This window comes from Nocardia bhagyanarayanae (assembly GCF_006716565.1).
GTDB classification, from domain to species: domain Bacteria; phylum Actinomycetota; class Actinomycetes; order Mycobacteriales; family Mycobacteriaceae; genus Nocardia; species Nocardia bhagyanarayanae.
In genome coordinates, this window is the sequence record NZ_VFPG01000001.1 from 2,747,956 (window position 1) to 2,770,178 (window position 22,223).

The 22,223-nt window shown below is 69.6% G+C and carries 26 protein-coding genes; 11 read left to right on the forward strand and 15 right to left on the reverse strand.

Translation table 11 applies throughout. The annotated features are described in order from the left end of the window. Positions 1-77: 77 nt before the first annotated feature. Entirely contained in the window at positions 78-929 is an 852-nt protein-coding gene (locus tag FB390_RS11680) for an oxygenase MpaB family protein (RefSeq protein ID WP_141808974.1), read from the reverse strand. Positions 930-1,136: 207 nt separating this feature from the next. Between FB390_RS11680 and FB390_RS11685 the strand changes: the two genes are divergently transcribed. Continuing rightward, on the forward strand, positions 1,137-2,564 hold the full coding sequence (locus tag FB390_RS11685) for an acyl-CoA synthetase (protein WP_185757005.1): 1,428 nt from the start codon (positions 1,137-1,139) through the stop codon (positions 2,562-2,564). 56 nt (positions 2,565-2,620) lie between these two features. Further along, the gene (locus FB390_RS11690; protein ID WP_141808975.1) at positions 2,621-3,013 is read left to right on the forward strand and encodes a PPOX class F420-dependent oxidoreductase; all 393 of its coding nucleotides are present in this window, start codon (positions 2,621-2,623) and stop codon (positions 3,011-3,013) included. Positions 3,014-3,073: 60 nt separating this feature from the next. Here the strand turns inward: FB390_RS11690 and dapD are convergent, their stop codons facing one another. Further along, complete coding sequence (gene dapD / locus FB390_RS11695; RefSeq protein WP_141808976.1) at positions 3,074-4,021, reverse strand: 2,3,4,5-tetrahydropyridine-2,6-dicarboxylate N-succinyltransferase; 948 nt, start codon at positions 4,019-4,021, stop codon at positions 3,074-3,076. Positions 4,022-4,137: 116 nt separating this feature from the next. Between dapD and dapE the strand changes: the two genes are divergently transcribed. From dapE to FB390_RS11720, 5 genes are all read left to right on the forward strand, one after another. Beyond that, positions 4,138-5,238: a succinyl-diaminopimelate desuccinylase gene (gene dapE, locus FB390_RS11700; RefSeq protein ID WP_141808977.1), complete on the forward strand. Its 1,101-nt coding sequence runs from the start codon at positions 4,138-4,140 to the stop codon at positions 5,236-5,238. A 140-nt stretch (positions 5,239-5,378) separates the two neighbouring features. After that, the gene (locus FB390_RS11705) at positions 5,379-6,188 is read left to right on the forward strand and encodes an LOG family protein (protein ID WP_141808978.1); all 810 of its coding nucleotides are present in this window, start codon (positions 5,379-5,381) and stop codon (positions 6,186-6,188) included. Next, positions 6,185-6,772 carry an LOG family protein gene (locus FB390_RS11710; protein WP_425465858.1) on the forward strand — a complete coding sequence of 196 codons (588 nt, stop codon included), beginning with the start codon at positions 6,185-6,187 and terminating at the stop codon, positions 6,770-6,772. Before FB390_RS11705 ends, FB390_RS11710 begins: the two co-directional genes overlap by 4 nt. 154 nt (positions 6,773-6,926) lie before the next feature. Next, positions 6,927-7,811 (forward strand): dihydropteroate synthase, encoded by an 885-nt coding sequence (gene folP / locus FB390_RS11715; RefSeq protein WP_141808980.1) that lies wholly within the window; start codon positions 6,927-6,929, stop codon positions 7,809-7,811. Next, on the forward strand, positions 7,808-8,746 hold the full coding sequence (locus tag FB390_RS11720) for a glucosyl-3-phosphoglycerate synthase (RefSeq protein ID WP_141808981.1): 939 nt from the start codon (positions 7,808-7,810) through the stop codon (positions 8,744-8,746). The genes folP and FB390_RS11720 overlap by 4 nt, the downstream gene beginning before the upstream one ends. 10 nt (positions 8,747-8,756) lie before the next feature. Here the strand turns inward: FB390_RS11720 and FB390_RS11725 are convergent, their stop codons facing one another. The 6 genes from FB390_RS11725 to sigE all read right to left on the reverse strand — a co-directional run bounded on the left by FB390_RS11725 (position 8,757) and on the right by sigE (position 13,341). Then, positions 8,757-8,987, reverse strand: coding sequence for a hypothetical protein (locus tag FB390_RS11725; RefSeq protein WP_141808982.1), 231 nt, complete (start codon positions 8,985-8,987; stop codon positions 8,757-8,759). Positions 8,988-9,241: 254 nt separating this feature from the next. Next, the gene (locus FB390_RS11730) at positions 9,242-10,099 is read right to left on the reverse strand and encodes a hypothetical protein (protein WP_141808983.1); all 858 of its coding nucleotides are present in this window, start codon (positions 10,097-10,099) and stop codon (positions 9,242-9,244) included. A gap of 123 nt (positions 10,100-10,222) precedes the next feature. Beyond that, positions 10,223-10,639 (reverse strand): Sec-independent protein translocase protein TatB, encoded by a 417-nt coding sequence (tatB, locus tag FB390_RS11735; protein WP_141808984.1) that lies wholly within the window; start codon positions 10,637-10,639, stop codon positions 10,223-10,225. Positions 10,640-10,672: 33 nt separating this feature from the next. After that, positions 10,673-12,235, reverse strand: a complete 1,563-nt coding sequence (locus FB390_RS11740; RefSeq protein WP_141808985.1) for a S1C family serine protease — start codon at positions 12,233-12,235, stop codon at positions 10,673-10,675. Between the two features lie 10 nt (positions 12,236-12,245). Further along, on the reverse strand, positions 12,246-12,665 hold the full coding sequence (locus tag FB390_RS11745; RefSeq protein WP_141808986.1) for a hypothetical protein: 420 nt from the start codon (positions 12,663-12,665) through the stop codon (positions 12,246-12,248). Positions 12,666-12,723: 58 nt separating this feature from the next. Continuing rightward, on the reverse strand, positions 12,724-13,341 hold the full coding sequence (gene sigE / locus FB390_RS11750; protein WP_141811696.1) for an RNA polymerase sigma factor SigE: 618 nt from the start codon (positions 13,339-13,341) through the stop codon (positions 12,724-12,726). A 342-nt stretch (positions 13,342-13,683) separates the two neighbouring features. On the opposite strand from sigE, the gene FB390_RS11755 reads away from it, so the two are divergent. From FB390_RS11755 to FB390_RS11765, 3 genes are all read left to right on the forward strand, one after another. Further along, positions 13,684-14,316 carry an O-methyltransferase gene (locus FB390_RS11755; RefSeq protein WP_067788479.1) on the forward strand — a complete coding sequence of 211 codons (633 nt, stop codon included), beginning with the start codon at positions 13,684-13,686 and terminating at the stop codon, positions 14,314-14,316. A 220-nt stretch (positions 14,317-14,536) separates the two neighbouring features. Continuing rightward, a complete protein-coding gene (locus FB390_RS11760; RefSeq protein WP_141808987.1) occupies positions 14,537-14,782 on the forward strand; it encodes a hypothetical protein in 246 nt (81 codons plus the stop codon). Positions 14,783-14,886: 104 nt separating this feature from the next. Then, a complete protein-coding gene (locus FB390_RS11765; RefSeq protein WP_141808988.1) occupies positions 14,887-15,096 on the forward strand; it encodes a hypothetical protein in 210 nt (69 codons plus the stop codon). Between the two features lie 102 nt (positions 15,097-15,198). Here FB390_RS11765 and glgC read toward each other — a convergent pair whose 3' ends face one another. Further along, a complete protein-coding gene (glgC, locus tag FB390_RS11770) occupies positions 15,199-16,413 on the reverse strand; it encodes a glucose-1-phosphate adenylyltransferase (RefSeq protein ID WP_067788483.1) in 1,215 nt (404 codons plus the stop codon). A 137-nt stretch (positions 16,414-16,550) separates the two neighbouring features. Here glgC and glgA point away from each other — a divergent pair, with 137 nt between their 5' ends. After that, complete coding sequence (gene glgA / locus FB390_RS11775) at positions 16,551-17,720, forward strand: glycogen synthase (protein WP_141811697.1); 1,170 nt, start codon at positions 16,551-16,553, stop codon at positions 17,718-17,720. Positions 17,721-17,849: 129 nt separating this feature from the next. On the opposite strand, the gene FB390_RS11780 is transcribed toward glgA, so the two are convergent. The 6 genes from FB390_RS11780 to FB390_RS11805 form a co-directional block, all read right to left on the reverse strand. Continuing rightward, on the reverse strand, positions 17,850-18,707 hold the full coding sequence (locus tag FB390_RS11780) for a putative RNA methyltransferase (RefSeq protein ID WP_246123974.1): 858 nt from the start codon (positions 18,705-18,707) through the stop codon (positions 17,850-17,852). Further along, on the reverse strand, positions 18,694-18,861 hold the full coding sequence (locus FB390_RS11785) for a DUF3117 domain-containing protein (RefSeq protein ID WP_011211259.1): 168 nt from the start codon (positions 18,859-18,861) through the stop codon (positions 18,694-18,696). Before FB390_RS11785 ends, FB390_RS11780 begins: the two co-directional genes overlap by 14 nt. A 102-nt stretch (positions 18,862-18,963) precedes the next feature. Then, positions 18,964-19,599: a DNA-3-methyladenine glycosylase I gene (locus FB390_RS11790; RefSeq protein WP_185757006.1), complete on the reverse strand. Its 636-nt coding sequence runs from the start codon at positions 19,597-19,599 to the stop codon at positions 18,964-18,966. Further along, on the reverse strand, positions 19,596-20,075 hold the full coding sequence (locus FB390_RS34210; RefSeq protein ID WP_246123975.1) for a DivIVA domain-containing protein: 480 nt from the start codon (positions 20,073-20,075) through the stop codon (positions 19,596-19,598). The genes FB390_RS11790 and FB390_RS34210 overlap by 4 nt, the downstream gene beginning before the upstream one ends. Before the next feature lie 88 nt (positions 20,076-20,163). Further along, positions 20,164-21,300: an Mrp/NBP35 family ATP-binding protein gene (locus tag FB390_RS11800; RefSeq protein WP_141808990.1), complete on the reverse strand. Its 1,137-nt coding sequence runs from the start codon at positions 21,298-21,300 to the stop codon at positions 20,164-20,166. Positions 21,301-21,319: 19 nt separating this feature from the next. Further along, the gene (locus FB390_RS11805; RefSeq protein ID WP_141808991.1) at positions 21,320-22,159 is read right to left on the reverse strand and encodes a lytic transglycosylase domain-containing protein; all 840 of its coding nucleotides are present in this window, start codon (positions 22,157-22,159) and stop codon (positions 21,320-21,322) included. Between the last annotated feature and the right edge of the window lie 64 nt (positions 22,160-22,223).

A 22,223-nucleotide genomic window follows, 5' to 3' on the forward strand; every position in this document is an offset into this window, starting at 1 on the left:
GAGGCAAAGCGTACGCGGGTGCTCAGTTTCGGCGTGGCGTAATGAGGATGCTGTGCATTAACTGATATAAGCGCGCGTCAGACGAGCGGAAGTCCGAGGCGGCGGCGCAGGCGCATGTCCCAGAGGAAGGCGTTCACCGGGAAAGCCTTGACGGCTTTGGGCATCCGGCCCTCCACCGCGCCGACGGCGGTGAGCAGCCTGGCGAGGAGCCGGTCGTCGCGTTCGGTCCAGGTCATGCCCATCTGGCGGCGCAGATGCTCTGGAAGCAGCCCCGCGGTCACCCAGCGGTGCGGGCCGCCGAACGCGAGCTGGACCGGACGCGGGAACATCCGCAGGTTCACCAGGTCCCAGAAGTAGTCGCGGACCGGCGGATCGATGATGGTCGCCGCCAGATGCTCGGTCCAGTACCGATCGAACGCGGCGCGGTCGGCGGGCCACTGGCCGGGGCGCATCTGAAGGGTGGTGCCGAGACGTGCGGCGTTGCGGTAGAACGCGTCCGCCGTCGCGTCGTCCATCGGTCCGTGCATGCGCTCGTGTAGATCGCGCGCGCCCCAATACAGGCAGGCCGCCACCCAGAGCTGTAACCGGGAATCGAAGGCGTTGTACTTCACCGGACTGTTCGGGCCGGACCGAACGGTGGCGTGCGAGCGATCGACCGCCGCCCGGTAGGCGGCGCGTTCGTCGTCGGTGCCGAGCATCGCCACGGCCAGGTAGGTCAGCGTGGTGCGGGTGCGCTTCACCGGGTGCAGCGTGATCTTGCCGCTGTCGACCGTGCTCTCCAGCACGCCGTAGCCGACGGGCCGGGCGCTGAGCTGCATAATGACGTTGGCGGCGGCGCCGAAGAAGGCGGCGGAGCCGTCGAGGTGGCCGCGGATGTCGAAATCGCCGTCGGATTTCGTGGGCGCGGATGCGCGAAGGGGACTGGTCATCGTCGACCCCGTTCTCCTCGTTGAGAAGGATGTTCTATGACCTTCTCACCGCCTCTTCGGTGTGTCAACGGTCACAGCGCGCCGACGCCGAGTCGTGACGCGCACTCCGACTCGTGGTGACCGCGACCGCGCCCGGCCGGGTGAAGGTGGCATTCGGTCGGGTCGGTCCGTGCGAGTGCGGTGGCGCGCACGCAGTAGGTTGGGCGAATGTCGTTCGGTCCCTCCCTGCTGCTTCGCTCCTTGAATCCGGCCGCGGTCGCTGCGGGCGCGGACATTCCGAACGCGGTCACCATCGACGGCGTGACGCTTTCGCGCAGCGACCTGCTCGGCGCGGCGACCTCGGTGGCCGAACGCGTCGCGCGCGCCGACCGGGTCGCGGTGCTGGCTCGGCCGACCGCGCGCACCGTCCTGGCGGTCGTCGGCTGCCTCATCGCGGGCGTCACGGTGGTCCCGGTACCGCCGGATTCCGGGGCCGCCGAACTCGCGCACATCCTGGCCGATTCCGGCGCGCAGGCATGGTTGGGTGACGCGCCGGAGGGCACCGATCTGCCGGTGGTCCCGGTCCGTATGCATGCCAGGTCGTGGCACACCTATCCCGAACCCGACCCGGCGACAACGGCTTTCGTGCTCTACACCTCCGGGACGACCGGTGCGCCGAAAGGCGTCGTGCTGACGCGCGGCGCGATCGCCGCCGGACTGGACGCGCTCGCCGACGCCTGGAACTGGACCGCGAAAGACGTTCTGGTCCACGGCCTTCCGCTGTTCCATGTGCACGGGCTCATCCTCGGCGTGCTCGGCGCGCTGCGGGTCGGCAGCCCGCTGATCCACACCGGGAAGCCGACACCGCAGGCCTACGCCGAGGCGAACGGCACGCTGTACTTCGGCGTGCCGACCGTCTGGTCGCGCGTCGTCGAAAACCCCGATGCCGCAAGCAAACTCGCCAGCGCTCGGCTGCTCGTGTCGGGAAGCGCGCCGCTGCCGGTGCCGGTGTTCGAGCGGCTGCGCGAACTCACCGGGCACGCGCCGATCGAGCGCTACGGCATGAGCGAAACCATGATCACGCTGTCCACCCGCGCCGACGGCGAACGTCGGCCGGGGTGGGTCGGCACCCCGGTGCGCGGAGTGGAGACGAGGCTGCGCGACGAGACCGGAGCGCCGGTGCCGCACGACGGCGAGAGCATCGGCGGGTTGCAGGTGCGCGGGCCGATGCTGTTCGACGGGTACCTGAACCGGCCCGATGCGACGAGCGAGAGCTGGACCGAGGACGGGTGGTTCAAGACCGGCGACGTGGCCGCCATCGACAGCGACGGATTCCATCGCATCGTCGGCCGGGAATCGGTCGACCTGATCAAGTCCGGCGGCTACCGGATCGGGGCGGGCGAGGTCGAAACGGCGCTGCTCGGGCACCCGGCGGTCGCCGAGGCGGCGGTGGTCGGCCTGCCCGACGACGATCTCGGCCAGCGGGTGGTCGCGTTCGTCGTGTTGCGGGGCGAGGCCGACGCGTCGATCGAGAAGGAGTTGATCGATCACGTGGCCGAGCGGCTTTCGGTGCACAAGCGGCCGCGGGAGGTGCGCGTTGTCACGGCGTTGCCCCGGAACGCCATGGGGAAGGTACAGAAGAAGCAGCTCGGCTGAGGTTCGAGCCGTCCGGGGTTGACCTCGAGTTGACTCGAGGTTCTACCGTCGCCTACATGACCGCAACGCTGACCTCGGACCAGATCGCCTACCTGCGCACCCAGCGTCTCGGCCGCCTCGCCACGGTGCGGCCGGACGGGTCGCCGCAGAACAATCCGGTCGGCTTCCGCTACAACGCCGAACTCGGCACCATCGACATCGCGGGCTGGAACATGGGCTCCTCCCGCAAGTTCCGCAACCTCGCGACCAACGACCGCGTGGCCTTCGTCGTCGACGACATCGCCTCGGTGCAGCCGTGGCGCGTGCGCTGCTTGGAAATCCGCGGCACCGCCGAAGCGCTGACCGACGTCGACACCTACATGTCGGGCGTCTCCCGAGAGCTGATCCGCATTCACCCGGAGCGGATCATCGCCTTCGGCATCGTGCCCGAGGCTGCCCGCACGGCCTGAGCCGGGGAAGGCGTACCTCCGCCTTCGCTCCGGCCGTGCGCGCTTCGAGTCGGGACCGCGCTAGTCGTTCGCGTGCAGGTCGGCGTTGAGTTCGATGCCGGTGCCCTTGCGGTGGACGACCTCGACGGCGCCGGTCTGGGAGTTGCGGCGGAAGAGCAGGTTGTTCTGGCCGCTGAGCTGAGCAGCCTTCACGACGGTGCCATCGGGGGTGGCGACCTTGGTGCCCGCGGTCAGGTAGAGACCGGCCTCGAGCACGCAGTCGTCGCCCAGCGGGATGCCGAGGCCCGCGTTCGCGCCGAGCAGGGAGCGCTGGCCGATGGAGATGACGGTGGTGCCGCCGCCCGAGAGGGTGCCCATGGTGGACGCGCCGCCGCCGATGTCGGAACCGTCGCCGACCACGACGCCCGCGGAGATCCGGCCCTCGACCATGGAGGCGCCCAGGGTGCCCGCGTTGAAGTTGACGAAGCCCTCGTGCATGACGGTGGTGCCGGAGGCCAGGTGCGCGCCGAGGCGGACCCGGTCGGCGTCGCCGATGCGCACGCCGGAGGGCACCACGTAGTCGACCATGCGCGGGAACTTGTCGATGCTGTAGACGGTCACCGGGCCGCGAGCGCGCAGCTTCGCGCGGGTCGCCTCGAAGCCTTCGACGGCGGCCGGGCCGTGGTTGGTCCACACCACATTGCTGAGCAGGCCGAACTGGCCGTCCAGGCTCACCTCGTGCGGCTTGACCAGCCGGTGCGAGAGCAGGTGCAGGCGCAGGTAGACGTCGTGCGCGTCGACCGGGGCGGCGGACAGGTCGGCGATGACGGTGCGCACCGCGACCACGTCGACACCGCGCGCCTCGTCGAAGCCGAGCAGCGCGGCGTATTCGGCGGGCGCCTCGTCCAGGCGCTTGGTGCCGGTCTCGCCGAACTCACCGAGCTCCGGGTTCGGGTACCAGGTGTCCAGGACGGTCCCGTCCGCGGTCACGTTGGCGATACCGATTGCTGCTGCTCCCTGAATGCTCACGTCATGAAAGGTTACCGACCGATCGCTCCCAGCGGTGCGCCACCTCCGGGCCGGGACTCCGACACTCCTCTGGCGCGGTGTCCCTCCCGCGGTACCCCGCTCGTAGGCTGAGGGGCGTGACCATCGACTTGTCTGCCGATCCCATCGCCCTGACCGCCGCGCTCGTGGACATCCCGAGCGTGTCACTGGACGAGAAGGCGATCACCGACGTCGTCGAGCGGGCGTTGCGCGAGCAGACCACGGGCTTCGAGGTCGTGCGGCACGGGAATGTGGTCCTGGCCAGGACCGATCGAGGTCTGCCTACGCGGGTGATCCTGGCCGGGCACCTGGACACCGTGCCCATCGCGGACAACGTGCCGAGCCGGTTCGACAAGGACGCGGACGGCCAGGAGCTGCTCTACGGTTGCGGCACCGTCGACATGAAGTCCGGCGACGCGGTGTTCCTGCATCTCGCCGCGACGATCGCCGAGCCGGTGCACGACCTGACGCTGATCTTCTACGACGGCGAGGAGATCGCCGCGCAACACAACGGCCTCGGTCACATCGAGCGCGACCTGCCCGAATGGCTCGAGGGCGACCTGGCGATCCTCGGCGAACCCTCGGGCGGCTGGGTCGAGGCCGGCTGCCAGGGCACCTTGCGCGCCCGGCTGGCGACCACGGGCGTGCGCGCGCATTCGGCGCGTTCCTGGATGGGCGACAACGCGATTCACCGCTTGGCGCCCGTGTTGCAACGGCTGGCCGCCTATCAGCCCCGGCGGGTCGACATCGATGGCTGCCTCTACCGCGAGGGCCTCTCGGCGACAAGCATGTTCGCGGGCGTGGCGGGCAACGTCATCCCGGACGCCGCCGAGATGGAATTGAACTTCCGCTTCGCGCCCGACCGCGATATCGATCAGGCCATCGGCCACGTGCGCGAGGTCTTCGACGGCATCGACGCCACGATCGACCTCGTCGACGCGGCGCCCGGCGCGCTCCCCGGCCTCACCGCGCCCGCCGCCGCCGACCTGATCGCCTCGGTGAACGGCCACGGCGGCGGCGGGGTGCGCGCGAAGTACGGCTGGACCGACGTGTCCCGCTTCGCCGCACGCGGCATCCCCGCCGTCAACTTCGGCCCCGGCGACCCCAACCTCGCGCACAAGCGCGACGAGCACCTGCCGACCGCCCAGATCACCGCGGTCGCCACCATGTTGCGCAACTACCTCTCGGGCAAAGCCTGATCCGGCGGGTGTCGTTCCGGCTCATCCGGACGACGACGTGAGACCACGGAGCGTGACGCCGGGATCCGACACCGCGGGTGTGCCGCACGTTCACCGACTCGCACCGCCCGCGACTTGTACGGCCCGGTAGCGTGGAGCGCATGTCCACCGACGCCGCCGATCACGAGGTCGCCAGTAAGCCGAAGTCGACAGCGAAATTCCGCGGACCGATAATGTTCCGCCGCGATCGCAAACCCGGCGCGGGGACCGCCGACCGAAACCTGTTGGATCAGCGCGGGGACAGCGACTGGGTGCACACCGACCCCTGGCGGGTGCTGCGCATCCAGGCCGAGTTCGTCGAGGGTTTCGGCGCGCTGGCCGAGGTGCCCCGCGCGGTCACGGTTTTCGGTTCCGCGCGCACGCCCGTCGACCACCCCGAATACGAGGCGGGCATGGCCATCGGCGGCGCGCTCGCCAGGGCCGGTTTCGCGGTGATCACCGGCGGCGGCCCCGGCGCGATGGAGGCCGCCAACCGCGGCGCGTGCGAGGCGGGCGGCTACTCGATCGGACTCGGCATCGAGCTGCCGTTCGAGCAGAGCCTCAACGAGTGGGTCGATCTCGGCATCAACTTCCGCTACTTCTTCGTCCGCAAGACGATGTTCGTGAAGTACTCCGAGGCGTTCGTCTGCCTGCCCGGCGGTTTCGGCACGCTCGACGAGTTGTTCGAAGCGCTCACACTGGTGCAGACCCGCAAGATCACCCGTTTCCCGATCATCCTGTTCGGCACCAAATACTGGGCGGGGCTGGTGGATTGGCTGCGCGGGTCGCTCCAGGGCCAGGGCAAGGTCTCGGCGGGCGATCTCGACCTGATCCACGTCACCGATCACGTGGACGAGGTCGTCGAGATCATCACGCGGGCGGCCGCCGAACGCGGCGACATCGACACCCTCGGCACGGAGGACAAGTGGTGACCGAGGTTCCGCTCGAGGCCACCGTCCCGTACGCGGTCTGCGTCTACTGCTCGGCGAGCACCGCCGACTCCGGCGCGCTGGCGCTCGCCGCCCGCGTCGGCACCGAGATCGCCCGGCGGGGTTGGCAATTGGTGTCCGGCGGCGGTCACGTCTCGATGATGGGCGCGGTCGCCACCGCGGCGCGGGCGGGCGGCGCGAACACCATCGGGGTGATCCCGAAACACCTGGTGCACAAGGAAGTCGCGGACGTCGACGCCGACGAACTGGTGGTCACCGACACCATGCGCCAGCGCAAGCAGGTCATGGAGGACCGCGCCGACGCCTTCCTCACACTGCCCGGCGGGATCGGCACGCTCGAGGAGTTCTTCGAGACCTGGACCGGCGGCTATCTCGGCCAGCACACCAAGCCGGTGGTCGTGCTCGATCCGAACGGCTTCTACGACGGCCTCTTCCGATGGATCGACGAACTCTACGAGCGGAAGTTCGTCTCCCGCTTCGCCATGGAGCGGATCACCGTCGCCACCGACCTGTCCGCCGCGTTCGCGGCGCTGAAGCCGGAGCCGGGCCAGATCTCGATGGCCTAGCGGGACGGAGTCCGTCGCCAGGCCGCGCATGGCCGGAGCGCAGAGAATCGCTGCGCAGACCTGGCCACCATTGTGGGCGGGAGCGCTCGCCGGGCACGTGGTCGTCGAGCGGGCAGGCCGCGCGCCGAAGAGCCGAGCCGCTACAGTCGAGGGCATGTTCAGCCCGACCGCCGTACCGCCTCCGACGCTGTGCGGCAAATCGGTGGCGACGGATCGGGCGCTGGTCATGGCGATCGTGAACCGCACCCCCGATTCGTTCTACGACCGCGGAGCGACCTTCACCGACGCGGCGGCGATGGACGCGGTGGCCCGCGCCGTCGACGAAGGCGCCGATCTCGTCGACATCGGGGGAGTGAAGGCGGGGCCCGGCACCGTGGTCGACGCCGCCGAGGAGACGCGCCGGGTTGTGCCGTTCGTCGCGGCGATCCGCGCCGCCTATCCCGAGCTGCTGATCAGCGTCGACACCTGGCGCTCGGAGGTGGCGCGGGCCGCGGTGGCCGAGGGCGCCGACCTGATCAACGACACGTGGGCGGGCGCGGACCCGGATCTGGTCGCGGTGGCGGCCGATCTCGGCGTCGGCATCGTGTGCAGTCACACCGGCGGGGCGGTGCCGCGTACCCGGCCGCATCGGGTCCGCTACACCGATGTGGTGAGCGAAGTCACCGACACGGTGGTTCGGGCCGCCGAGGACGCGCTCGCCGCGGGGGTGCGCAAGGATTCGATCCTGATCGATCCCACCCACGATTTCGGCAAGAACACCTACCACGGGCTCGAACTGTTGCGAGGAGTAGACGTTCTCGTAAATACCGGATGGCCGGTCTTGATGGCGCTGAGCAACAAGGATTTCATCGGGGAGACTCTTGGTGTCGGTCTCTCCGAACGGCTGGAGGGGACCTTGGCGGCGACAGCGTGGTCCGCCGCCGTCGGCGCCCGAGTCTTCCGCGTTCACGAGGTCGCCGAAACCCGGCGCGTCGTGGACATGATCGCCGCGATCCAGGGCATCCGGCCCCCCGCACGAACCCTGCGAGGTCTGGTATGAAAATCCAACACCGCGAGTCCGCCTGGGCGAACACGAATACCTGGGACACCCCCGACTGGACGGTCGACGAGCTGGTCGACGCCAAGGACGGGCGCACCGTGTCGGTGGTGCTGCCCGCGTTGAACGAGGAGCGCACGGTCGCCGAGGTGGTGGCCAGCATCCGGCCGCTGCTCGGCACGCTCGTCGACGAACTGGTCGTGCTCGACTCCGGCTCCACCGACGCCACCGCCGAACGAGCCCGCGCCGCGGGCGCCGAGGTCATCACCCGAGAGCAGGCGGTGCCCGAACTGGAGCCGCTGCCAGGCAAGGGCGAGGTGCTGTGGCGCTCGCTCGCGGTCACCGGCGGCGACCTGATCGCGTTCGTCGACTCGGACCTCATCGACCCCGATCCGGCTTTCGTGCCGAAATTGCTCGGCCCGCTGCTGTTGAACGACGACATGCATCTGGTCAAGGCCTACTACCGCCGCCCGCTGCGGCAGGGCGGCGCGGTGGACGCGCACGGCGGCGGACGCGTCACGGAACTGGTCGCCCGCCCGCTGCTCGCCGCACTGCGCCCGGAACTCTGCGCGGTGCTGCAACCGCTCAGCGGCGAATACGCGGGCACCCGCGAACTGCTCACCTCGGTGCCGTTCGCCCCCGGCTACGGCGTCGAGATCGGTCTGCTGCTCGACACCTACGACCGCGTCGGCCTGTCGGCCATCGGCCAGGTCAACCTGGGCGTGCGGACCCACCGCAATCGCCCGCTCGGCGACCTCGGCGTGATGAGCCGCCAAATCCTCGGCACCGTCCTCGGCCGCAGTGGAATCACCGACTCCGGCGCCGCGCTCACCCAATTCCCCCTCGTCGGGGACGCGTTCACGGCGCACAGCACCGAGGTCTGCCTGACCGACCGGCCGCCGATGAACACCCTGCGCCCGTCTCGCGCGGCGGCGTAAGTCTCCGCGATCAGGACTCGCTGCGAGACTCCCCGCCGGTCACCTCGGCCGTCGCCAGCTCGCCTTCCGCCTGTGAGTCGGCCGCGTCTCCGCAGTCCCGACCCTGCTCGTCGGCCAGACGAGCCTGAATCGCCGCGACGGTCAGCTGCTCCGAAGAATCCGGCCGGCGCACCACGGCGACGAGCACGCCGACGGTGATGGCGACGAAGACGATCAGACCGACGATCACGATGGTGTTCATCGCGTCCTCCCCGAACGAGCGCCCGGATTCGCCTCGCGCGCAATCGATCCCCGTAATGCGCGGCTTTCGACCTTGGAAGACATGGGGCACTCACCTACTCGGCAAATAGTTATCTACTAGCTATCTAAACATCGAGCGGGTATCTGTTACCCGCAGGGGCACGTGACATGCGACACACTGCGGAAATAGCCGGGCATTCCGTGCAAACCTGGCACCCGACAAGGGAAACGGCGGTACTCAGTTATCGATCCGCATCACCGGCGCGGCCGGGCGCCGATGGGCCGGGGATCGGCGTCGTGCCGGTAGACGGGCGTGAGCAGATCGACGTCCACGGGCTCGCCGGTCGTTCGGTCGTAGCGCACCGCGATGAGCACCGAGAACAGGTGATTGGCCGCGCGCTCGTGCAGCGTGGCCAGCCGGGTGGCGAGCAGCCGTACCGCGCCGAGCGATCCGGGCGGATGCAGTCCGTCGATGATCAAACATGTTCCGCGACCGTCGGGCCGGGGCAGGCGGGCCAGGTACGCGATGTCGTGCGGATCGGGGCCGCCAGGGCGGTACACGCGCCGAGCGGCCCTGTCCTCGATGCCGCGGCGCGCGTCGCCCGCCCTGGCCACCGCGCGGCGCAGCCGGGGGTCGGCGGCGATGAGTTGGCGCACGCTGGGCGACAATTCGGGTCCGCCGACGACGATCAGTCCGTCCCGGTTCAGGTCCACCGGCCTGCCCGGCAGGAACCGTTCGATCGACGCGGCGAAACCGAGCTCGTGCAGCAGCTCGACAAGCCGGTGTGCCGCACCGGGATCCGGCGCGCCGAGCACCCGGCCCGCGCGCACCTCCGGTACGAGCACGGTGAGTGTCCCGTGGCCGAAGAACAGCCCTTCCGGCGCCGGGCCCTGGGTGCTCACCTGATGGATGCGGGCGCGGGAAAGACCCGCCGCCGCACCGATTCTGGCGAAGGTCCAACCCTCGGCGTGAAGTTCCCGGATGACCGCCCTGCGGATCCTGGTGAGTTCGTTGATCGTCTGCTGCGCCGCCGCCACCCCGTCGGTGGCCGCCTTGAGTCTCTCGACCTTGTCCTCGATTGCGAAGACTCGCGCCACGTCATCGGCCGACATGTGCGAAGTCTAGACAGCTCGACAGCCTCGCGGGTCTAGTCTCGTTGACATCGCGTAGTTCCAGACGGCCCAGTCTGTTTCGACTCGCGGCGTTTCACGCGGACTCGCCGGGCGAAACGCCGATCAGGTGGCGTCGGAGTCGATCGGCGGACGTTCGTTGCGCTCCAACGGTTTTTCCAGCTTCGGCATCGGATAGTCCGGCATGCCGCTGCTCGTGCCGTAGAGATCGTCCTTGGTCGGCACGGCCTTCTCCAGGTTGCGCAGCACCGAATCGTCGCCGTTCAGCAGGTGCTTGGTGACCATCGAGCGCGGCGTCATCCCGCGCAGCTCGTTCAGCTCGGCCAGCGGCTTGCGCAGATCCTCGAAATCAGGACCGAGTTCGTCCTTCAGCTGCGCGGTCGCTCCACTGGCGTAGTCGCGGACCTTACGCAGGCTGTCGATGGTCCAGCGCACGGCGCCGGGCAGACGCTCCGGGCCGAGGATCACGAGGGCGGCGACGAGGAGGATCATCATCTCGGGCCAGCCGATGTTGCTGAACACGAATCCAGGCTACCTGTGCATCGGACCAGCGGTTCAGTCGGATTCCAACGTCACAGGCACGTCCACCTGCCTGCCATCGCGGATCAACTGCACGTTCACCGTCTCACCGATCTCGCGGGACTGCACCGCGACGGTCAGCTCCTCCGGCCCGGTGACCTCCCGATCGCCGACCCGCACGATCACGTCGCCCTCGACGATCCCCGCCTTCGCCGCGGGACCGTTCGGCGCGACGTCGGCCACCGCGGCACCGCTCATCACCTCGTTGGCGACGGTCTTGGTGCGCGCCGAGATGCCGATCACGGGGTGGTTCATCTTGCCGGTCTGGATCAGGCTCTGCGCGACCTCGGTCATCGTGTCGACCGGGATGGCGAAGCCGAGGCCGACCGAGCCGCCCGTCTCGCTGCGGATGGCGGTGTTGATACCGACGACCCGGCCCTGCATGTCGACCAGCGCGCCGCCGGAGTTGCCCGGGTTGATCGAGGCGTCGGTCTGCACGGCGTCGATCACCGCGTTGGTGTCGCTGCCCTCGCCGGAGAGCTTCACCGGGCGGTGCAGCGCGCTGACGATGCCGGAGGTGACGGTCTTGCTCAGGCCGAGCGGTGAACCGATGGCCAGCACGTCGTCGCCCACCTGCACGTCTTCGGACTTGCCCAGTTCGGCCACCGTGAGGTTCTTCACGTCGACCTTGAGCACGGCGAGGTCGGTCTTGGGATCGCGGCCGACGATGTTCGCGGGCACCCGGCTGCCGTCGGAGAAGGTGACCTGGATCGCGGCGCGGTCGCTCTTGTCCTGGGCGGCCATCGAGATGACGTGGTTGTTGGTCACCACATAGCCCGCGCCGTCGATGACGACGCCCGAACCCGTCGCGCCGTTGTCGCCGACGGTGACCCGGATGGAGACCACCGAGGGCAGCACCGCGTTGGCGACCTGGGCGATCTGACCGTGCGGACGCTCGATGTCGTCGGTCTGCTCCAGGGTGACCTTGCGCGAGGTGAGATTGGTGGTCTGCTCGGCGGTGAGCCTGCCGACCAGGCCGCCGAGCACGCCGATGCCGAGCGCGATCGCGGCGAGCAGGGCAAGCGCCTTGGGCGCGACCCTGGAACCGAAGAGCACCTCGCGCACGCTCAGCTTGGGGGACCGAGGCAGCGGCTCCGGCTGCGGCGTCGGCACCGCGGGCGCGCCGAGGCGAGCGCCTGCGGTCGGATCGCGCCAGGGGTCGGCGGGGCCCGCGGGAGCCGGAGCGTTCTCGACCGCGTCGGGATCGCGCTGGAGCAGCTCGTCGGAGCCCTCGGGCCTGCCGAACGCCTCGGCGAGCACCGCGTCGGGCGGACGGTTCTGCAACTCGGGGCCGAGCGCGGGCGCGCCGCCATCCGCGCGCGGCGGGGTGTACTCGGCGAAAGAACCGGACGTGCCCGCCGGGCGCCGGAAGGCGCGGGCGGTGTGCGTGTCGACATGGGGCCGGACGACCGGCCGCGGACCGAGCACGGGCGCGTCCGACGGCCTCAGGTTCCCCCTGTTGGCCGCCGAATCGGAGGTGTCACTGGCGGTGGGCCGCGAGTCCGACACAGATCCGGTGTTCGTCGATTCGGTGGTCACGCGCCAAACTCTACTTGCGCCACCACGTGGTCCACCGGGTCGCGGTGAAGGAATCCGGCAGAAAACCGAAAACTGCCTCGTTGCGGGCGTTCCCGGCCGGACGGCCCTGATTGTTCGACGCGCCGCCGGGCAACTCGGCGAGCGGAATCCGGGTCAGGCTGTCGTGCAACCCGGTGGGGACCGCGATGGGTCCAGACTGGCGCAGCGCGAACCGTGCCTGCTGCTGCGCGTCCACCTCGGCGGCGCACTCCGGGCAGACCGAAAGATGCTGGGCGGCGCGCAGATAGGCGTTCATGCGCAGCTCGCCGTCGACGAAGGCGACGATCGCCTCGCTGGCCAGATGTTCGGTGGGCGCGAAGCGCGGTGACCTGCCTGGCGTCCGTCGGTCCCCCCGCGCGGGACGACCGGACGTGCTGGACTCGCCACTCATGCGGTGCTCACCCTTCCAACGACATCCTCTGGCCCGGGCATCGCCGGGGCCCGGCGAATCACCCGATGTTCGCGTCAGCGGCGAACCGCTGCTGAGATCCATTATGCGCAAGGTGCTCGCGCAGTGCCTGGCGGCCGCGGTGGATCCGGCTGCGCACGGTGCCCAGCTTCACGCCGAGCGTAGCGCCGATCTCCTCGTACGACAGACCCTCGATGTCACACAGCACGACGGCGGCGCGGAACTCCGGCGCCAGCGCGTCCAAAGCGGATTGCAGGTCGGGATCGAGGCGCGCGTCGTGATAGGCCTGCTCGGGACCGGGGCCCTCGGCGGGCACCCGGTCGTAGTCCTCGGGCAGCGCCTCCATACGGATGCGGTTACGACGGCGCACCATGTCCAGGAACAGGTTGGTCGTGATGCGGTGCAGCCAGCCCTCGAAGGTGCCCGGCTGATAGTTCGACAGCGAGCGGAACACGCGGATGAAGGTCTCCTGGGTGAGATCCTCGGCGTCCTGCGCGTCGCCGGAAAGTCGGTAGGCCAGCCGGTAGACCCGGTCGGCGTGTTCGCGGACCAGCTCGTCCCAGGACGGCATCACGGAGCGATCGCCCGTCGCGTCGAACGCGGCCGTGCCGGTCAGTTCGACATCGAAGTCCTCGGCCTGCTCGGCCTCGAACGGCATGATGTGGTCGGGGAGGGTGGCGTACTCGGAGTGCCCATGCGGAGCCGCAAACGAACCTTTGACCATGTGGATGGGGCTACCTCCTGCTCGGGACCGTAAACTCGGGACTCCCGTTTCGGTCCGGATCTCGGACCGTCGCGTACGGAATACAACCGACTACCCGTATGTCGTTGTTCCCGCGTCCCGCGTATCGCGGTCGGCTGGTCTTGCGTGCCCTTACTCTTTCCTGTCCCGATATGGCGGGGTTATGGAGATCCTGAGGGACACCTGAGAAAACCGATCCGCCGAGAAAGCGCGTTGTCGGAACGCCGAGACAACGCGCGCCGCATTAGCCTCTTAGGCGTGGCATCGAACCTGGAGCGAAATCTCTCCTACGTGGAAGAATCCGTCGTGGAGGACGAGATCCTCGTCAGCGCGCGCGAGCGGGCCACCGAGCTGGGCGCGGCGCCGGTGCCGCCGTCGGTCGGGGCCCTGCTGAGCATGTACGCCCAGCTGCTCGGCGCCCGCGCGGTCGTCGAGGTCGGGACCGGCGCGGGCATCAGCGGGCTGTGGCTGCTCGACGGCATGCGCGAGGACGGCACGCTGACCACCATCGATTCCGAGCCGGAGCATCAGCGCGCGGCCAAGGAGGCGTTCCGCACCGCCGACATCCCGCCCGCCCGCACCAGGCTGATCAACGGGCGCGCGCTCGACGTGCTGCCCCGCCTCGCCGACGGCGCCTACGATCTGGTCTTCATCGATGCCGCTCCGCTGGAACACCCGCAGTACGTCGCCCAGGCGGTGCGGCTGCTGCGCGACGGCGGCGCCATCATCCTGCACAACGCGCTGCTCGGCGGCCGCGTCCCCGACCCGAGCCAGCGCGATCCCGCCACCCAGGCGGTGCGCGCCGCGACCCGCGCCATCGCCGAGGATCCCGAACTCACCTGCGTGCTGATTCCCGTCGGCGACGGATTGCTCTGCGCCTCACGCGGTTAGGTCGTCGCGATAGTCGAATCGGATTGCGTCCGTGACCCATCCGATACGGCCGCTGACCGGATCGGGAAAGCGCCTTGGCGGTAGGGCGGTTGACATTCGCTGATTCGCCGCGCCCACTCCGGGTAACCGACGACCAGCCGGGGTGCGGGCGACCCCGTGCGACAGTCGTGCGAATCGTGCCGTAAAAACCCCGGCGCCGCAAGCGAATTGGAGGTGTGCGGTGATCTGGGAACAGACGGAGGATATCGTCCATTACGGCCATGTCGGACATGTGGTCAAGGAAAAGGGTTCACTGAATTGGGTGGTCGCCGGGTTGGGCTTTTTCGCGGCGGCGATTCTGCTCGTCGTACTCGTCCTGCTCGTGGTGAGCAATGCCGATTTCGACACCGGGCCCGCGAAGGTGGTGCCGACCACCGGACCGTGTGAGCCGTTCTGCACCGGAACTCCGCCACCGCCCGCGCCCTGACACCGGGCCGGAATTCTGTTTCGGCAGCACACTATTGGTGGTTCCGGTGACCGGGCATCCCGTGGTGTGCTTTGGTGGGCCGGGGCCGTGCGGAGGACGAGCCGATGTTCTGGAACGACGACGATGACCGACCGAGGAACCGCCCACAAGAGTGGGCGGGCGCGACGGTCGTGTTCGGTGTCCTGCTCGTGCTCGCGGTAATGCTCGCGATTCTGGTCAGCACCGCCGATTTCGGCGAGGGCTCACGGTCGACGGTTCCGCGCACGCCGGGTTCCTGCCAGCCGTTCTGCACCGCCCCGCCGAGCGAACCTTAGCCAGCGGACGCGCTCTGCCGCGGCCCGCGCACACGCTCCGGCGGCCTCGTCAGCGGACGGCCGCTGCCGAGAACCCACACATGGCCGCGACGAAGGCGCGAATCAGACCCAAACGCCCTTGCCGACGGTCACCACGCCGCCGTTGCTCACCGCGAACCGGTCGCGGTCGCGCTCCAGGTCGACGCCGATGATCTCGCCCTCGCCGACCACCACGTTCTTGTCCAGAATGGCGTGGCGCACCACCGCGCCCCTGCCGATGCGCACGCCGGGCATCAGCACGCTGCCCTCGACGGTGGCGCCGTCGTCGACCATCACGTTGGAGCTCAGCACCGAATTGCGCACCGTCGCGGCGGACAGGATGCTGCCCGCGCCCACGATGCACTCCTGGGCCAGCCCGCCCTGGGCGAACTTGGCGGGCGGCAGGTTCTCGGCGGCGCCGCGGATCGGCCAGTGCTTGTTGTACAGGTTGAACACCGGGTGCACCGAGACCAGATCCATGTGCGCGTCGTAGAAGGCGTCGATGGTCCCGACGTCGCGCCAGTAGCCGCGGTCGCGCTCGGTCGCGCCCGGCACCTCGTTGTCGGCGAAGTCGTACACCGCGGCTTGGCCCGACGCGACCAGCGCGGGGATGATGTCGCCGCCCATGTCGTGATCGGAATCGGAGTTGTCCGCGTCGGCGCGGATGGAGTCGACGAGCACCTTGGTGGTGAAGACGTAGTTGCCCATCGACGCGAAGGTCACGTTCGGGTCGTCCGGCGTGCCAGGCGGATGGGCGGGCTTCTCCAGGAACTGGGTGATGCGGCCCGACTCGTCGGAATCGATGCAGCCGAACGCGCTCGCCTCGCTGCGCGGCACCCGGATGCCCGCCACGGTGACGCCCGCGCCGGAATCGATGTGGTGGGAGACCATCTGCTCCGGGTCCATCCGGTACACGTGGTCGGCGCCGAAGACCACGATGTAGTCCGGGTCCTCGTCGTAGATCAGGTTCAGCGACTGCATGATCGCGTCGGCGCTGCCGGTGTACCAGCGCGGGCCGAGACGCTGCTGGGCGGGCACCGGGGTGATGTACTCGCCCGCGAAGCCCGATAGTCGCCAGGTTTGCGAGATGTGCCGGTCCAGCGAATGCGACTTGTACTGGGTGAGCACGCACAGGCGAAGGAAGCCCGCGTTCACCAGGTTGCTGAGCACGAAGTCGATGAGGCGGTACGCGCCGCCGAAGGGTACCGCCGGCTTGGCGCGGTCGGCGGTGAGTGGAAACAGGCGCTTGCCCTCGCCACCGGCGAGCACGATCCCGAGTACGTGCGGCTGGCTCCTCACAGTGCCCAAACTACCGTGTAGTCAGGCCGCGGGTGGCCCCTGCCGAGCCGAGCGTCTAGTTTGGATCGGTGAGTTTCGGCACGGACGGCGGGCGCTCGGCGACGGGATCCGGCGAGCCGGGGGGCTTCCAGGACCGGTTGCGCGTGGCGATGTTGACCCGCGAATACCCACCCGAGGTGTACGGCGGCGCGGGCGTACACGTGACCCAGTTGACCGCCGAATTGCGGCGGCTCTGCGAGGTGACCGTGCACTGCATGGGCGCCGAGCGCGCCGACGCCGTGGTGCACCAATCGGATCCGATGCTCTACGCCGCCAACGCCGCGCTGCAGATGATGTCGGCGCAGCTGCGCATGGCCGACGCGGCGGGCGAGGTGGACGTCGTCCACTCGCACACCTGGTACACCGGCCTGGCCGGGCACTTGGCCGCCACCCTCTACGGCATCCCGCACATCCTCACCGCGCACTCGCTCGAGCCGCGGCGGCCGTGGAAGGCCGAGCAGCTCGGCGGCGGCTACCGCATCTCCTCGTGGTCGGAGCGCAACGCCATGGAGCACGCCGACGCCGTCATCGCGGTGAGCGAGGGCATGCGCCACGACGTGCTCGACGCCTACCCGGCGATCGACCCGAGCCGGGTCCACGTGGTGCACAACGGCATCGACGCGACGCTGTGGCGGCCCGGCCCGCCCGCCGAGGGCGACCGTCAGATCCTGGACGAGCTCGGCGTGCGGACCGACCGTCCGATCGTCGCCTTCGTCGGCCGCATCACCCGGCAGAAGGGCGTCGGTCATCTGCTCGCCGCGGCGCGCGAGTTCGAGCCGGAGATCCAGCTGGTGCTGTGCGCGGGCGCGCCCGACACCAAGGAACTGGAGACCGAGACGGCCGCGGCGGTCGCCGAGTTGCAGCGGCGGCGCGGGAACGTCCACTGGGTGCGGGAAATGCTGCCCACCGAGCAAATCCGGCAGATCCTGGCGGCGGCGACCGTGTTCGTCTGCCCGTCGGTGTACGAGCCGCTCGGCATTGTGAATCTGGAGGCCATGGCCTGCGCGACCGCCGTGGTCGCCTCCGATGTCGGCGGCATCCCCGAGGTGGTCGCCGACGGCGGCAACGGCAGGCTCGTGCACTACGACGCGGGCGCGGCCGAGGAGTACGAGCGCGGCCTCGCGGCGGCGGTCAACGAGGTCGCGGGTGATCCGATCCTGGCGGCCGAGTTCGGCGCGGCGGGCCGGGCGCGGGCGATCGCGGAATTCGACTGGGCGCGGATCGCGGAGCGGACCGTCGAGGTCTACGAGCACGTCCGCAAACCCTGAAGGCGGGGTAGGTGATTCAGCCACGGGCTCCGGACAGGCGAGCACGTGCGCGACCTTCGACGCTTCGGAGTCGTCAACGCTGGAGACGGCAGGCTCGAGCAGGCAGCGAACCTGATTCTGCCTGGACCGTCAGCGACGGGGACGATACGTCGACACGGTTACCGAAGCGGTGACCTCGACCTGCTCCGGCAGCGCGGTGAGGCGCGGATCGCGGGCGTTCTCCGCGTGGTGCGCGGACGGACCCATGCCGACCACTTGCGCCACCGCAGCGCGGTCGAGCTTCATCGGATACTCCACGGCGACTCGCTCGACCGGCTCGAACAGCCCGGACATCGCCTCGGTGATGCGGCGGTCCTTGTCCGGGTCGACGGTCACCATGCCGAGCGGATCTATCAGCTCGCCGAGATGGCGCGCGGTCGGCGCGGCGACGACGAAACGGCCGTCCGCGTCGAGCACTCTGGCCACCTCGGCGGGATTGCGCGGCGCGAACACCGAGAGCACTCCCGCGAGCACGCCGTCGCGGACCGGTAGGCCGCGCCAAGCGTCGGCGAGCACCGCGGCGGCGCGAGGATGGGCGCGCGCGCAGCGGCGGGCGGCGGGTTTGGCCACGTCGACGGCGACGCCGCGAGCCTCCGGTGCGGCGTCGAGGGCCGCGGCCAGGTAGTAGCCGGTGCCCGCGCCGATTTCCAGCAGGCTCGCGGACCGGTCGTCGACCGGTCCGACGGCGGCGGCGACCGCGTCGGCGATGGGGGCGAAATGCCCCTCGCCCTGGAAAGCGGCGCGGGCGTCCAGCATGGCCGCGGTGTCGCCGGTCATCTTGGTCGACGCACCGGTCAGCAAGCTGACGTAGCCCTGTTTGGCGATGTCGAAATTGTGGCCGCGGTCGCAGCGCAGCGCCCGATCCACCGCCTCGAGCCCGAGGCGGCATTCCGGGCAGGCCAGCAGACCCGCCACGTCAGCGAGTGCCGAGGGACTAGCTGGTGACACTCTTCAATTCGTCACCAAGCGCCGCTGCCTCATCCGGTGTGAGTTCGACGACCAGACGCCCGCCACCCTCGAGTGGAACCCGCATAACGATTCCACGCCCTTCCTTGGTTGCCTCGAGGGGACCGTCCCCGGTGCGGGGCTTCATGGCCGCCATCCTCTGCTCCCTCCAGATCTGCGCGGTTTTCTGCGCACTTTCTTGGAACTACAGTTGTCACCAACCAGGTAGCTCACCGGCATTTGGCGAGCTACACCGGTCCTATTCTTCCCTATCGCCGATGTGGACGGATACCTGAGTTCGAAATGTGATCGCTCGGGCGGTGTTGTGCGGGTCACTTCCGACCCAGCAATCGGCCAGGTGATCGTCCACCATTCCCGTTGCTTGCATCAGCGCGTAGGCGGTGGTCGGTCCGACGAAACGGAACCCGCGCCGCTTCAATTCTTTTGCCAGAGCGATGGATTCGGGACTGGTCGCGGGAACGTCGGCGATGGCCTTCGGACGCGGTCGCGGCGGCGGCGCGAACGACCAGATCAACTCGTCGAGGCCGCGGTCGAGCGCGAGCGCGGCCCGCGCGTTGGCGATGGCCGCCTCGATCTTGGCGCGGTTGCGGACGATGCCGGGATCGGCGAGCAGGCGGGCCACGTCGGCGTCGCCGAACGCGGCGACCCGGTCGATGGCGAAGCCGGCGAACGCGGCACGGAAGGCCGGGCGCTTACGCAGGATCGTGATCCAGGACAGACCCGACTGGAACGCCTCGAGGCAGACCCGCTCGAACATGGCGTCGGGGCCGCGCAGCGGCTCGCCCCATTCGAAGTCGTGGTAGTCGCGGTAGAGCTGAGAGGACTCCGCCCACGGGCAGCGGATCCTGCCGTCGGCGGCGAGCGGGGCGGTCACGGCTGTTCGGGGGTGCTCGGCGCGGGCCACGGCGAGGCCGCGTGCTCGGTGTCGTCGCGGGAGGCGACCACCGCGTCGGGACGCGCCGAGTTCACCGCATCGGGACGCGCCGAATTCGCGGTGTCGTGCTGCGGCGCCGGGTTCTCCTGGCGGGCCGCCGTTTCCACGCTCGCCTTGCCCATCTGCGGCGTCTCGCCGCGCGCGTGGGCCAGTTGTAGCTGGAGTTCATCGATGCGAGCGGCGAGCCGCGCCAACGCCCAGTCCACCTCGCCGGCCTTGTAGCCGCGAACCACCTGCTGGAACCGCAGCGCGCGCACGTCCGCGCCGGTGATGCCCTCGGCGGGCAGCACGGTGGCCGTCGTGCCCTCGGGCAGCGGGCCCAGTTCCTCCCCGCGTCCGAAGACCGCACTCGCGAGCAGGAACAGCACCGCGGCCACCAGGCCGACGATCAGCACGTACAACAGCAGCGTGAGCATGACACGAGCTTATTCCGCCGCTCCGACATGCTCGTTCACGACCGAGCACTCGCCGAGGGGCGGAACCGGCGCCGCGCGGGAGGCGCGGTTACAGGTGCCGGGTGGTGTCGATGCCGAGCGACATGCCCGCCAGCCCCCGGCGGCGCACCGCGAGCTTGTCGGCGACCTCGATCAGCGCCTTGGCCGACGCGCTGTCCGGGTCGCGCAGCACGATGGGCGTGCCCTCGTCGCTCGCCTCGCGCAGCCCCTGTTCGATCGGGATCTGACCGAGCAGCGGGACGGTCGCGCCGACCGCGCGGGTCAGGCTGTCGGCGACGGTCTGACCGCCGCCGGAGCCGTAGAGCTCCATCCGGCTGCCGTCGGGCAGGTCCAGCCAGGACATGTTCTCCACGACGCCGGCGATCCGCTGCCGGGTCTGCAAGGCGATCGAGCCCGCGCGCTCGGCCACTTCGGCGGCCGCGAGCTGCGGGGTGGTGACGACCAGGATCTCCGCGTTCGGGATCAGCTGGGCGATGGAGATCGCCACGTCACCGGTGCCGGGCGGCAGGTCGAGCAGCAGGATGTCCAGATCGCCCCAGAACACGTCGGCGAGGAACTGCTGCAGCGCACGGTGCAGCATCGGGCCGCGCCACACCACGGGCGTGTTGCCCTGGGTGAACATGGCGATCGAGATGACCTTCACGTCGTGCGCGACCGGCGGCATGATCATCCGCTCGACCTGGGTCGGCCGGGCATCGGTGCCGAGCATGCGCGGCACCGAGTGTCCGTAGATGTCGGCGTCGAGCACGCCGACGGACAGGCCGCGCGCGGCCATGGCGGCCGCAAGGTTGACCGTCACCGAGGACTTGCCGACGCCACCCTTGCCGGAGGCGACCGCGTACACGCGGGTCAGCGAGCCCGGCTGGGCGAAGGGGATCACCGGATCGGCGGAGTCGCCGCGCAGCTGCTTGCGCAGGGTGGTGCGCTGCTCGTCGTTCATCACGTCGAGGTCGACGGAGATGGCCCCGACGCCGGGGACGTCGGCCACCGCCTTGGTGACCCGCTGGGTGATCTCCGTGCGCAGCGGGCAGCCCGCCGTCGTCAGGTAGACCTCGACATGGACATTGCTTTCGGCGTCGATGGCGACGCTTTTCACCATGCCCAGTTCGGTGATCGGTTTGCGGATCTCCGGGTCGTCGACCTTCGCGAGCGCACCCCGCACATCCGTTTCCGTTACCACTGGCATAACGGAAATTTTAGGCGGGTCAGATCCGCGGCAACTGCGCGGGCTTGGGTGCGACCCCCGAGCCGTACGAATTCGCCCACGCCATGACGTTGGCGACGTAGGCCATCGAGTTGTTGTAGCGCAGGATGGCGCGGGACTGCTGGGCCGGGTCGCTCATGTTCAAGCCGCCGGCGCACAGGTACTTGCCCGCCGTCAGCGCGGCGTCGTACAGGTTCTGCGGGTCGGCGATGCCGTCACCGTTGCCGTCGGCGGCGTAGCGCTTCCAGGTCTCGGGCAGGAACTGCATCGGGCCGACCGCGCGGTCGTAGCCGCCGAGCCCGTCGAGCGCGCCGTCGTCGCTGTCGTGGATGACGTTGTTGCCCGCGAGCGAGCCGTCCAGCACCGGGCCGTAGACCGGGCTGAGCGGGTTGCCGTCGGCGTCGGCCTTGCCGCCGAACGCGTGGGTCGACTCGACGCGTCCGATGCCGGCGAGCAGGTTCCACGGCATGTTGCACGTCGGGTTCTCCGCGTCCAGCGTGCGCTCGGCGTTCTGGTAGGCGGCGATCGCGACGCCGGGCACGCCGAGCGTTCCGGCGGGCAGGTCGGCCTTGGGCCGATCGGCCGACAGCGCAACGGTTTTCACGATCGGCGGGGCGACGGAACGCTGCTCGGCCATGGCGTGCGAGACGAACTCGACCGAGTCGGCGGGCTTGGCGGCCAGCACGTCCTGGTCGTCGGGGATCTGCTGAACGGCGGCCTGATCGGAGTCCAGATCGGATGCGGCGGCGCAGGCCACGAATCCGGCGGGAACCAATCCGGTCAGTGCGATTACGGAGCCGCGCCTGACGGTGGCAGGCGATTGCTTGCGGTGACGCCCCACGGTGTGGTGACCCTCCTCCGGTTACACAAAGGCTCGCTGACGAGCCCTTCGTGGACGAAGGAGA